The 12,189-nt window shown below is 55.3% G+C and carries 12 protein-coding genes; 5 read left to right on the top strand and 7 right to left on the bottom strand.

Going from position 1 to position 12,189, the window contains the following annotated elements; all coding sequences use genetic code 11:
* Positions 1-22 precede the first annotated feature (22 nt).
* Together rhaA and rhaB are read right to left on the bottom strand one after the other, a co-directional pair.
* A complete protein-coding gene (gene rhaA, locus V6942_RS20300; protein WP_333501746.1) occupies positions 23-1,282 on the bottom strand; it encodes an L-rhamnose isomerase in 1,260 nt (419 codons plus the stop codon).
* Positions 1,279-2,748, bottom strand: coding sequence for a rhamnulokinase (gene rhaB, locus V6942_RS20295; protein ID WP_106929323.1), 1,470 nt, complete (start codon positions 2,746-2,748; stop codon positions 1,279-1,281). The genes rhaA and rhaB overlap by 4 nt, the downstream gene beginning before the upstream one ends.
* A gap of 304 nt (positions 2,749-3,052) precedes the next feature.
* On the opposite strand from rhaB, the gene rhaS reads away from it, so the two are divergent.
* Both rhaS and rhaR read left to right on the top strand, forming a co-directional pair.
* Positions 3,053-3,889: an HTH-type transcriptional activator RhaS gene (gene rhaS / locus V6942_RS20290; protein ID WP_182966605.1), complete on the top strand. Its 837-nt coding sequence runs from the start codon at positions 3,053-3,055 to the stop codon at positions 3,887-3,889.
* 72 nt (positions 3,890-3,961) lie between these two features.
* A complete protein-coding gene (gene rhaR, locus V6942_RS20285; protein ID WP_106929328.1) occupies positions 3,962-4,810 on the top strand; it encodes an HTH-type transcriptional activator RhaR in 849 nt (282 codons plus the stop codon).
* A 42-nt stretch (positions 4,811-4,852) separates the two neighbouring features.
* Here rhaR and V6942_RS20280 read toward each other — a convergent pair whose 3' ends face one another.
* From V6942_RS20280 to V6942_RS20270, 3 genes are read right to left on the bottom strand one after another with little or no spacing between them, the layout of a single operon-like run.
* Complete coding sequence (locus V6942_RS20280; protein ID WP_106929329.1) at positions 4,853-6,160, bottom strand: TRAP transporter large permease; 1,308 nt, start codon at positions 6,158-6,160, stop codon at positions 4,853-4,855.
* 1 nt (position 6,161) lies between these two features.
* On the bottom strand, positions 6,162-6,659 hold the full coding sequence (locus tag V6942_RS20275) for a TRAP transporter small permease (protein ID WP_106929331.1): 498 nt from the start codon (positions 6,657-6,659) through the stop codon (positions 6,162-6,164).
* Positions 6,660-6,675: 16 nt separating this feature from the next.
* Positions 6,676-7,656, bottom strand: a complete 981-nt coding sequence (locus tag V6942_RS20270) for a TRAP transporter substrate-binding protein (RefSeq protein WP_182929727.1) — start codon at positions 7,654-7,656, stop codon at positions 6,676-6,678.
* A gap of 318 nt (positions 7,657-7,974) precedes the next feature.
* On the opposite strand from V6942_RS20270, the gene sodA reads away from it, so the two are divergent.
* The gene (gene sodA, locus V6942_RS20265) at positions 7,975-8,595 is read left to right on the top strand and encodes a superoxide dismutase [Mn] (protein ID WP_333501745.1); all 621 of its coding nucleotides are present in this window, start codon (positions 7,975-7,977) and stop codon (positions 8,593-8,595) included.
* A 6-nt stretch (positions 8,596-8,601) separates the two neighbouring features.
* Positions 8,602-9,345: a 6-hydroxyaminopurine reductase gene (gene yiiM / locus V6942_RS20260; protein WP_333501744.1), complete on the top strand. Its 744-nt coding sequence runs from the start codon at positions 8,602-8,604 to the stop codon at positions 9,343-9,345.
* A 100-nt stretch (positions 9,346-9,445) separates the two neighbouring features.
* On the opposite strand, the gene cpxA is transcribed toward yiiM, so the two are convergent.
* Positions 9,446-10,819, bottom strand: coding sequence for an envelope stress sensor histidine kinase CpxA (gene cpxA, locus V6942_RS20255; protein WP_106929339.1), 1,374 nt, complete (start codon positions 10,817-10,819; stop codon positions 9,446-9,448).
* The gene (gene cpxR, locus V6942_RS20250; protein WP_064540403.1) at positions 10,816-11,514 is read right to left on the bottom strand and encodes an envelope stress response regulator transcription factor CpxR; all 699 of its coding nucleotides are present in this window, start codon (positions 11,512-11,514) and stop codon (positions 10,816-10,818) included. The genes cpxA and cpxR overlap by 4 nt, the downstream gene beginning before the upstream one ends.
* Before the next feature lie 149 nt (positions 11,515-11,663).
* Between cpxR and cpxP the strand changes: the two genes are divergently transcribed.
* The gene (cpxP, locus tag V6942_RS20245) at positions 11,664-12,164 is read left to right on the top strand and encodes a cell-envelope stress modulator CpxP (RefSeq protein WP_106929342.1); all 501 of its coding nucleotides are present in this window, start codon (positions 11,664-11,666) and stop codon (positions 12,162-12,164) included.
* Positions 12,165-12,189: the final 25 nt, after the last annotated feature.

Genomic DNA, 12,189 nt, shown 5'->3' with positions numbered 1-12,189 from the left:
GCTACCCGGCAATCGCATTCGATTATTTACGCTGATTCAAAATCTCTTTCTCGTAGCTGCGCACGCTCTCCAGCCACTGGCTGCCCGCTGGCGTATCGTTACGCTGGCAGTACATTTCCCACACCGCCTGCCACGGCAGGCACTTCTGCTCTTCCAGCAGCGCCAGACGGGCGGTGTAGTCGCCGGATGCTTCCAGCTGGCGCAGCTCGGCGGTTGGCTCCAGCAGCGCGCGCAGCAGGGCTTTCTTCATGTTGCGGGTACCAATAACCCACGCGGCGATGCGGTTGATGGAGGCGTCGAAGAAATCGAGGCCGATATGTACGCGGTCGAAGAGGTCATGACGGATGATTTCGCTGGCGATAGCCTGCGTTTCGTCATCCAGCAGCACCACGTGGTCGCTGTCCCAACGTACCGGACGGCTCACGTGCAGCAGCAAACGCGGCACGTACAGCATGGCGGCGGAAATTTTGTCGGAGATCACTTCCGTTGGGTGGAAGTGGCCGGCGTCAAGGCATAGCGCGGTCTGACGGCTGGTGGCATAGCCCATATAGAACTCGTTGGAGCCGACGGTGTAGCTTTCTGCGCCAATGCCGAACAGCTTGCTTTCAACGGCGTCAATATGGTGTGCCGGATCGAGCTTCTCGCTGATGACTTCATCCAGTGCGGCGGCCAGACGTTGGCGCGGTGCCAGGCGGTCAACGGTCACATCTTTCATCCCGTCAGGGATCCAGATGTTCATGACCGACGGCGTGCCCAACTGCTCACCGAAATAGGCGGAAATGCGACGGCTGGCTTTGCAATGGTCGATCCAGAACTGGCGGATTTTCGGGTCGGCGTGCGACAGCGTGAAGCCGTCAGCGCTCAGCGGATGCGAGAAGCAGGATGGGTTAAAATCGAGGCCAAGATGATGTTTTTTTGCCCACTCAACCCAGTTTTTGAAGTGTTCTGGCTTAATCTCGTCACGCGCAACTGGGGTATCAGACTCCAGATAAATAGCGTGCAGGTTCAGGCGCTTTGGTCCTGGTATCAGGCTCAACGCCTGCTCCAGATCGGCACGCAGTTCGCTGGCGTTACGCGCTTTCCCCGGATAATTGCCGGTTGCCTGAATCCCACCCGTTAAATTGCCTTCTGGGTTTTCAAAACCAGCGACATCGTCGCCCTGCCAGCAGTGCATGGATACCGGTAGGCGATCCAGCTGGCGCAAGGCCTCTTCGACGTCGATACCGACGGTGGCGTAGCGCTGTTTCGCGAGTTCCCAGGCCTGGTCAAGTTGAGTGGTCATGCGCAAAGCTCCTTTGTCTGTCGTTGTTGCTGAAACTGCGCAACGTAGCGGGCAATTTCATGGTCAGGATGTGGGGTGAACGTAGTGAGGCCGTAGTTGTGGCTCACCACCTTGCGGAAATCGTCAACGTTGGCGAGTTCGTCCAGCGTCATTAATTGGATGCCGATATTGCCAAGCGTCGAGGCCTCAATCGGGCCAGCCACAACGGTGATACCGCAGGCGTCGGCGCACAGCTGGTTCAGCAGCTGGTTCTGGCAGCCGCCGCCTACGATGTGCAGCTGGCGGAACGGTCTACCGCGCAGCTGCGCCAGTTCATTGAGCACGTCGGCATACAGCAGTGCCAGGCTGTCGAAGATGCAGCGGGCCAGCTCGGCGGCGGTAACGGGAACCGGCTGTCCCGCCTCACGGCAGGCGGCCTGGATCGCCGCGCTCATGTTCTGAGGGTTGATAAAGCGATCGTCATTCGGGTTAATCAGCCAGCGGCAGGCGGGCAGTTTTGCGGTGTCGGCAATCAGCGCCGTCAGATCGCTGACGTTTTGCTCTTTCAGCACCCGCTGCAGCAGCCATAGGCCCATGATGTTTTTCAGCACGCGGTAGCGCCCTTCGGCACCGCCTTCGTTGGTGATATTGGCGCGCTGCGCCCGCTCGCTGGTGTAGGGCGTTTTGCTCTCGAACCCCATCAGCGACCAGGTGCCGGAGGAGAGATAGGCGGCGTCATCACTGACCAACGGCGAAGCGATAACCGCGCTGGCGGTATCGTGGCTGGCAACCGCAACGACAGGAATGGCATTGCCTTGTGGGCAGATCCAGTGGCCAATGACGTTACCTGGATGCGTGGGGGTACCAAACCAGGATGCGGGTGCACCGGTCCAGTTGAGCAGGTCTTCATCCCAGCTATCGCTGTTGATGTTGACCAACTGAGTGGTGGTGGCGTTGGTGTATTCCCAGTTCATGTTGCCGGTCAGGCGATAGCTGAAATAATCCGGTATCAGCAGCGCGTGTGCGGCCTGTGATACCAGCTCCGGCTGCTGTTCAACCAGCGCCCGCAGCTGATAGAGGGTATTGAACGGCAGAAACTGGATACCGCTGCGGCGGTAAATATCGCCTTTGCCCAGCTGTTCCATCGCCATGGCCATGATGCCGTCGGTACGCTTGTCGCGGTAGGCGACCGGCAGGCCAACCCGCTGGCCAAGGTTATCGATCAGGACGTAGTCAACGCCCCAGGTATCGATGCCGATGCTGTCGATGCGGATGCCTTCCTCACATACCTTATTAAGACCGGTACGAATGTCGGCTTCCAGACCGTCGATATCCCAGGTATCAAACCCGTCCTGCTGGTGCAGGCTGTTGGTGAAGCGGTGGATTTCGCGCAGTGAAAGCGAACGCTGCCGGGCGTCGTAGCGCGCCAGCATTACGCGTCCGCTTGAGGCGCCTAAATCGACGGCCACACAATGGCGAAAAGTCATGGCAAGAGTCCTTTTGAGAGTCATTGCCGCTCAGTCTAAAAAAAGCCCATTGTCACTACCTTCTCGTTACTGACAGGCGAAATTGGGCGCTGGCAAGAAAGCAAAGATGAACGTGAGAGAGTTCACAGTTTCCTGCGATACTGCGCGTTAGCGAGGGGTGTGATGGTGACCGCATTTCCCGATCTTTCCGGCTGTTTCTTGAAAAAACGACCGGGTTTGCGCGCTTTGCTGTCAAAACGTCAAGGTCAGATGTCTCAGCGGATATTACTATCCTGATAACATTTCTCATTTGGCGGGAGTCGTTATGACCGTACTACACAGCGTGGATTTCTTCTCTTCCGGTCAGTTACCCGTTGCGATCGAACCCCGGCTTCCTCAGGCTGCATTTCCTGAGCATCATCATGATTTTAATGAGATTGTTATCGTAGAGCACGGCTCGGGTATTCATGTGTTTAATGGTCAGCCGCATACTATTTGCGGAGGCACCGTTTGCTTCGTCCGCGACTTCGATCGTCATCTGTATGAGCATACCGACAATCTGTGTCTGACCAACGTGCTGTACCGCGCGCCGGATGCTTTCCAGTTCTTGTCAGGTCTTCACAAACTGCTGCCGCAGGAACAAGACGGCCACTATCCGTCGCACTGGCGGGTCAACCAGAGCACGCTACAGCAGGTGCGGGCGATTGTCGGCCAGATGGAAGCGGTCAGCGACAGCACCGATATGATGTCGCTGGCGAATCGTGAAATTCTGTTTATGCAACTGCTGGTATTGCTGCGTAAAGGCAGCCAGGTGCAGGGGGGCGTGGATAACGATGCCCGTCTGAATCAGCTGATGGCGTGGCTGGAGGAGCACTATGCGGACGATGTGTGCTGGGAAGGGTTGGCGGAGCAATTCTCACTGTCGCTGCGTACGCTGCACCGCCAGCTGAAACACTGCACTGGCCTGACGCCACAGCGTTACCTGAACCGTCTGCGTCTGATTAAAGCCCGGCATATGCTGCGCCATAGCGATGAAAGCGTGACCGATATTGCCTATCACTGCGGTTTTGGCGACAGCAACCATTTCTCCACGCTGTTTCGCCGGGAGTTCAACTGGTCGCCGCGCGATATCCGCCAGGGGCGGGATACAATGCTTCAGTAATGCGAAGGCAGTCACCGTTTTTTGCCGCAAAACGACGAATAATAAGCGGTTGTTAGTCGTTGAGGTATTAGCGTGTCAGGCCAGCTCATTCTCCGAAAAGCCGATTTTTTTGCCAGCCCGACGCAGGCCGTGGCGGTGGCGGATCGCTATCCGCAGAACGTGTTTGCCGAGCATACGCACGAATTTTGCGAGCTGGTTTTGGTCTGGCGCGGCAATGGTCTGCATATCCTCAACGATCGCCCTTATCGGATCACCCGCGGCGATCTTTTCTATATCCGCGCCGAGGATAAACACTCCTACGCCTCAGTTAACGATCTGGTTTTACAAAACATTATTTATTGCCCAGAGCGCCTGAAGCTGAACCTGGATTGGGTTGCCCACATCCCCGGCCTGCACGGTACGCACTGGGCGCCGCACTGGCGCATTGGCAGTACCGGCATGACGCAGGCGCGGCAGATCATGACCCAACTGGAACACGAAAGCCGTAAAGATGATGCGCTGGCGAATCAGATGTCTGAGCTGCTATTTGCGCAGCTGGTGGTTTGCCTGAAGCGTTATCGCTACGCCACCGACAATCTGGCGGCCACGCAAAGTGAAGCGCTGCTCGACAAGCTGCTGACCGCGCTGGCGGGCAGCCTTAATCGCCCATTCGCGCTGGATGCCTTCTGCGAGCAGCAGGCGTGCAGCGAGCGCGCGCTGCGCCAGCAGTTCCGCAACCAGACCGGGATGACCGTCAATCATTACCTGCGTCAGCTGCGCATTTGCCACGCGCAGTATCTGTTGCAGCATACCGAACTGCTGATTGGCGAAGTGGCGATGCAGTGTGGGTTTGAGGATAGTAACTATTTCTCGGTGGTGTTCAACCGTGAGATTGGTATGACGCCGGGCCAGTGGCGGCAGCGTAGCCGGGTAGCCGCGTAACGCTATCTCCCGGCCGCGTACTGCACGGCCGGGAGGGTTGTCTTACATCACGCCCAACAGACGCGGCAGGAACAGCGTCAGCTCCGGCAGATAGGTTATCAGCAGCAGTACGCTGATTATCGCGATATAGAACGGCATCAGCGGCTTCAGCACCTCTTCCACCTTCACTTTACCTACGCTAGCCCCGACGTACAGGCCGCTACCCACCGGCGGCGTGATGGTGCCAATGGCCAGGTTGTAGATCATGATGATGCCAAAGTGCACCGGATCAACGCCCAGTTTGGTCATGATCGGTAGCAGTATCGGGGTGAAGATCAGAATGGCGGGGCCGATATCCATAAACGCACCGATGATCAGCAAGAAGACGGTAATGACCAGTAAAATCATTGCCTTGCTTTCTGAAATACCGAGAATCATCTCGCTTAGCGCGGTCGGAATATTGGTGATCGACATCGAGAAAGACATCGCTGATGAGGTCGCCAGCAGGAACATAATCACCCCGGTCATGACGACGGTTTGAATGAACACCGACGGCATATCTCTGAGCTTCAATGTCTTATAGCAAATCAGAGTCAGAAACAGGGTATAAACCACCGCTATCGCGGAGGCCTCGATGGCTGTAAAAATCCCCTTCACGATACCGCCGACGATGATGACAATCAGCAGCAGGCTAGGTATGGCCTCCAGCGTGACCTTAAGCGCCATGCCTTTTTGCAGGGTGAAAAAGACGCGGTAGTTATGACGTTTAGCCACAACCCAGGTCACCACCATACAGCCAATTCCCCACAGCACGCCAGCGACCATGCCGCCGGCAAACAGCGCCGCAATGGAGGTACCGCCGCTGGCTAAGGCATACAGAATGAAGGCGGTGGTTGGCGGTATCAGCATACCGGTTGGCGCTGAAGCGATATTGACCGCTGCGGCAAAACTACGGTTATAGCCCTCTTTGGCGCTCATCGGCACGAGTACGCCGCCGATAGACGTGGAGGCGGCGATGGCGGAACCGGAAATGGCGCCGAACATCATGTTGCCGACGATGTTGGTGTAAGACAGCGAGCCCGGCAGGCGGCCGGTAAACAGTTTGGCGAAGTTAACCAATCGAGCGGCAATGCCGCCGCTGTTCATGATGACCCCGGAAAGCACGAAGAAAGGCACCGCTAACAGCGCAAAGCTGTCCAGGCTGGAGAACATTTTCTGCGCGGTCGCGAACATCGAAATATCGAACGGCAGCACCAGCATCATCGTGCTGCATGAGGCGATGACGATACAAATCCCAATCGGCGCACCCATCGCCAGCAGGACCACAAAAACGCCGATCAGCGTTAGCGAAGCGGTAATCGGATCTATCATGTTATTTCTCCACGTGCTGCGGGGACGGTTGCGCCATAGCGCGCAGGGAATCAATGATGTTCAGCACGCTATAGATAATGATCAGCACGCCGGCAATCGGCAGCGCGTAGTAAACCTGGCCCATGGGAATGCCCAGTGCAGGTGAGATTTGCAGCATGGAGATGGCGGAAATTTTCAGGCCGCCGATGATTAAAATCCACGTAGAAAACGCCATAAAGGTCAGCTGCAGAACGATCATCCATCCGTGACGCACCTGCGCGGAGACCTTATCGACCAGAATGGTCAGGCTGATATGCTGCTGTTTACCGGCAACGTAGGCCATGCCCAGCATCGAGATCCACACTAAAGAGAAGCGCAGCAGTTCCTCGGTAATGGTGCTTGGTTGGCCAACGATATAGCGGCTAATGACCTGCCAGCATGAAACGGCAACCATCATTGCCAGCACCAGGCAGCAGACGGCTTCCAGTAGCCGATCGAGTCCTTTTCTGATTATTTCCATTTTGAGTCCTTAGGTATCAGTGTTTCGCGGCCTGGATTTTCTGATAGAGATTATCCAGCACCGGTCGGCTTTTCAGATCGGCGTAGATGGGCTGCACGGCCTGTTGGAAGGGTTTGATATCAATTTCAAAAAACTCAACGTTGAAGTCCTTCACGGCCTGCTGTTTGGTTTTTTCGATTTCAGCGTCCCAGGCGGCTTTCTCAAATTCAATGGAGGCTTTTATCGCTTCATTGACGATGCGCTGCTGTTCGGCGGTGAGTTTTTCCAGCGTGAGCGAACTCATCAGCAGAATGTCGGGAATGCGGGTATGCATGTCGTAGGTGTAAAAACGGGCAACTTCACCGTGACGTGCGATGGTCAGGGCAAATTCGTTGTTTTCAGCGCCGTCCAGAATGCCTTGTTGCAGCGAGGTATAGACTTCGGCCTGGCCCATGGCAATAGGCGATGCGCCCAGCAGTTTCAGCGTACGGATGGCGGTGTCGCTCTGCATGACGCGGATTTTTTTGCCTTTCAGATCGTCAATGCTGCGTACCGGCGCTTTACTCATGTAGAAGTTACGGGCCCCCGAGTCGTACCAGCCTATACCGATAAAGCCCTGTGCCTGGGTTGATTGATAAACCGGCGTCATAACGTCCGGGTTATCCATCACTTTGTAGTATTCATCGCGGTCGGCGAAGAGATAGGGAAGGGAGAACACGCCGTACATTGGCGAGAAGCTTTCCATCAGTCCGGATGAGACTTTGGTGATGTCCACGACGCCGACCTGGGTCAGCTCAACCAGCTCGCGCTCACCTCCCAACTGGCCGTCCGGGAAATACATCACCTTGATATCGCCGTGCGTTTTCTCCTCGATCTGGTCACCCAGGAATCGCAGCGCATCTTTCACCGGCTGGCTGTTCTCGGCATAAGCGAGGCGGAGTACCGTCCCGGCATGCGAAAATCCAGACAGCGAAAGGCAGCACAACAGAAGTATTTTGACTGTCCGTAGTAATTTCATATTGCCCTCAACGTTTGATAGTTCCGGGGCGAAATTACCTGTTAAAAACGTGAAAGACCTTGTGGTTATTGCCAGCGTCTGGCTTCAGGTGGCAATAACGACGTAGTTATATTGGGCGAGGTCAAAGTGTGAAATTTTCAGAATTCATCAAGATGATTAACCGAAAGCACACAGAATATCAGGAACATAACAATTCGTTATATCCATATAAAAACTACGGCATTGATAATCATTTTCAATATCATTTAATTAACTATAATGAACCAACTGATTACGCGGCGTTTACAGGTTTGCCGCCCGACAATAATGGAGATGATTATGAGCTATACCCTGCCATCACTGCCTTATGCGTACGATGCCCTGGAACCGCACTTCGACAAACAGACGATGGAAATCCATCACAGCAAGCACCACCAGGCCTACGTGAACAACGCTAATGCAGCGCTGGAAAGCCTGCCGGAGTTCGCTTCTCTGTCTGCAGAAGAGCTGATCACCAAACTGGATCAGCTGCCGGCCGACAAGAAAACCGTTCTGCGTAACAACGCTGGCGGCCACGCGAACCACAGCTTCTTCTGGAAAGGCCTGAAAAAAGGCACCACCCTGCAGGGTGATCTGAAAGCGGCTATCGAGCGCGATTTCGGTTCCGTTGACAACTTCAAAGCTGAATTTGAAAAAGCAGCAGCGACCCGTTTCGGCTCCGGCTGGGCGTGGCTGGTGCTGAAAGGCGACAAACTGGCCGTGGTTTCTACCGCTAACCAGGATTCCCCGCTGATGGGTGAAGCCGTTTCTGGCGCTTCCGGCTTCCCTATCGTGGGTCTGGACGTGTGGGAACACGCTTACTACCTGAAATTCCAGAACCGCCGCCCGGACTACATCAAAGAGTTCTGGAACGTGGTGAACTGGGACGAAGCATCAGCGCGTTTCGCCGCTAAAAAATAATTTGCATTGCACGTCCTGAGAAGCGAGTCTGATGACTCGCTTTTTTTGTATCCGCCTAAGGAGCAGCAGATGCATTATCCGGTTGACGTGTTTATTGGCAAAATCCGTGATTATGACGGTAGCCCTCCCAGCGCGATTGCCAAAGTACAGATTGACGGTGAGCTGGAGCTGACCGAGCGGGGACTGCTCGGCGATGAACAGGCCGAGAAAAAAATCCACGGTGGGCCCGATCGCGCGCTGTGCCAGTACCCCCGCGAACATTACGAAACGCTGATTCGTGAATTTCCTGAACAGGCCGCTCTGTTTTGCCCCCCTGCATTTGGTGAAAACCTGTCGACGGAAGGAATGACCGAGCACAACGTGTTTATCGGTGATATTTACCGCTGGGGCGAGACGTTAATTCAGGTCACTCAGCCGCGCTCGCCGTGCTTCAAACTTAATTTCCACTTTGCGATTAGCGACATGGCTTCCCTGATGCAGAACAGCGGTCAGGTGGGGTGGCTGTATCGGGTCATCGCACCAGGCAAAGTCTCCAGCGATGCGCCGCTGGAGCTGGTATCGCGGTTAAGCGATATTTCGGTGTATGAAGCCGCCGCTATTGCCTGGCATATGCCGTTTGATGACGACCAGTATCACCGCCTGCTGAGCGCCGCCGGGCTGTCGGCAAGCTGGAGCAGAATGATGCAAAAACGTCGGCTGAGCGGCAAAATTGAAGATAACCGCAGAAGATTGTGGGGGAAGGCCGAATAAGCCTAGCGCCATCGGGCCGTCAGGTGCACATTGTCCGATGACGGCTTCGCCTCTTTCAGCTTACAAAAAAATCGGCCTGCATAAGCAGGCCGATTGTCTTTTACGTTCGCTTGTAGAGCGGGAGCCACAGCGTCAGGCGTAATCCGCCGAGCGGGCTGTCATCAGCCTTAACCCAGCCTCGGTGCTGCTGCATAGCGCTTTCCACAATCGCCAGCCCCAGTCCCGTGCCGCCGGATTCGCGGTCACGTGCTTCATCGGTACGGTAGAACGGGCGGAAAATCTGCTCACGGTCTTCCGGGCTAACGCCCGGGCCGTCATCGTCCACGTGAACGGTGACGCCGTCTTTATCGACCGAGAAGCTGACGGCAATTTTGGTGTGCGAGTAGCGCAGCGCGTTACGAACGATGTTCTCCAGCGCGCTCTCCAGCGCATTTGGGTTGCCGTACAGCGGCCACGGGCCCGGCGGGTAATCGACGCTAAATGATTTGCCCATTTGCTCGGCTTCAAATGCGGCGTTGTCCAGCACCTCGCCCCACAGCTGATTTGCCTTCAGCGTTTCGCTGACCAGCGCGCTTTTCTGCTGATTGCGCGACATAACTAACATGTCGTTAATCATGCTATCCAGACGCTGTGCTTCCGTTTCGATACGCTCCAGCTCCTTGCTTTCGCCGCTACGGCGACGCAGCAGCGCGGTGCCCAGCTGCAGGCGCGTTAACGGCGTACGCAACTCGTGGGATATATCGGAAAGCAAACGCTGCTGGGACGTCATCATCCGCTCCAGCGCCATTACCATCTGGTTAAAGCTGGCGCCCGCCGCCAGAAACTCTTGCGGCCCCGACTCCAGCTCAGGATGCTGTCGCAGGTTGCCCTGGGCGACTTCATCCGCAGCATTTTTTAGCTTACGCGCCGGTTTTGCCAGGCTCCACGCCAGCCACAGCAGCAGCGGCGCGCTGACCAGCATGGTGACGATAAGCAGCAGCAGCGGCCGGTCGAACAGCAGGTTGATAAAATCAGACTGCGAGCTGCTGGCCGGACGGATCAGGTATAACTGATAGTTATCCTCACCGTCACGAATCGAAAATGGCCCGACTAACTCAACGCGACCGTATTTTTTCTTCTGCGGATGGTCGGCGTTGTCCGACTGCCCGATGAAGTTACGGATAATCTGCATTTCGTTACGTTCTGCGCCAATCACTCGGCCTTCGCTGGTCACCAGCAGCAAACGCTGGCCCGGCGGTGCCCATTTATCAATTGCGCGGAACAGCCGACGCCACCACATCAAATCGTTGGGGGGATCGTTGGCCAGCTCTTCTTCAACGTGCTGCTCAATCATGATGCCCTGGCGCTGCTCGCTGTCGAGCAGCTCCGTCATCTGGCGCGAATCGAGCTTGGGTAACATCAAAACCAACATCAACACCAGCGCCAGGGTTAACCAGAAGATGGCGAAGATGCGGGCGGTTAAACTTCCTATCATGAAGCGGAGACCATCAGATAACCGCGACCACGCAGGGTTTTAAACCACGGATGACCGTCTTTACGCTCCGGCAACTTCCGGCGCAGGTTGGAAATATGCATGTCGATCGCGCGATCGAACGGCGTTAAGCGTTTCCCCAGCACTTCCTGGCTTAAATGTTCGCGCGAGACAACCTGGCCGAGGTGCTGCGCCAGCAGATAAAGCAGGGTGAACTCAGTGCCGGTCAGCTCCAGTGTTTGGCCATCAAAACTGGCTTCCTGGCGACCCGGGTTGAGGCTCAGCGCATCGACTTCAACGGTCGGCGAACTGGCGTCGCTACTTTGCTGCTGTTCGCTCCAGTGTGAACGGCGCAAAATAGCGCGGATACGAGCGACCAGTTCACGATCGTTAAACGGCTTAGGTAAATAGTCATCTGCGCCCAGTTCGAGGCCCAGAACGCGATCCAGCTCGCTTCCGCGGGCGGTCAACATAATGACGGGAGTCTGGTGTGTTTGTCGCAATTCTTTCAGCGTGTCGATACCGTTCTTTTTCGGCATCATCACGTCGAGTAAAAGTAGGTCGATGCTGTCATCAAGAAGCGCAAGCGCCTGCTCGCCATCATGGGCAACCAGTACGTTAAAACCTTCCATATCAAGCAGTTCCTTAAGTAAGGAAGTCAGCTCTCGGTCATCATCAACTAATAAAATTTTATTCATATTTTCATCCCTCCGAGGCAGAAATTACGTCATCAGAGCCAGCTAATCCATGACTTTACGTTGTTTTACACCCCCTGACGCATGTTTTCAGCCTGAATCGTAAACTGTCTCTCGTTGAATCGCGACACAAAAGTTTTTGGGAGCATGTGATGCGCAATGTTATCGCTGCCGTCATGGCCTCAACGCTGGCATTCAGTGCACTAAGCCAGGCCGATGAAGTCGTCACCAGCGTTAACTGGCACCCGGCGGAAAATAACCCGCTGAGAAACGGCCAGGGCCATATGTTCGACGGTATTAGTTTAACCGAACATCAACGTCAACAGATGCGCGATCTGATGCAACGGGCACGACACGATCGTCCACCTGTTAATGTTAGCGAAATGGAGACAATGCATCGCCTTGTCACCGCAGAAAAATTTGATGAAGCCGCTGTGCGCGCCCAGGCCGAGAAAATGGCCGAGGAGCAGGTGAACCGCCAGGTTGAAATGGCAAAGGTTCGCAATCAGATGTACCGCTTGCTTACGCCAGAGCAGCAAGCGGCTTTAAATGAGAATCACCAGCAGCGAATGGAGCAGCTGCGTGACGTTGCACGGATGCAACAAGATTCGAATGTGAATCTGTTTAGTAGCAATACCCGTAGCAACCAGTAACAAACCCTGTTTTTCCTTGCCATAG

Source organism: Kluyvera genomosp. 2 (genome assembly GCF_036759865.1).
In the GTDB taxonomy this organism is placed as follows: Bacteria; Pseudomonadota; Gammaproteobacteria; order Enterobacterales; family Enterobacteriaceae; genus Kluyvera; species Kluyvera ascorbata_B.
The sequence above is the reverse complement of the archived record's forward strand: the minus strand, read 5'-3'. Positions and strand labels throughout refer to the sequence as shown.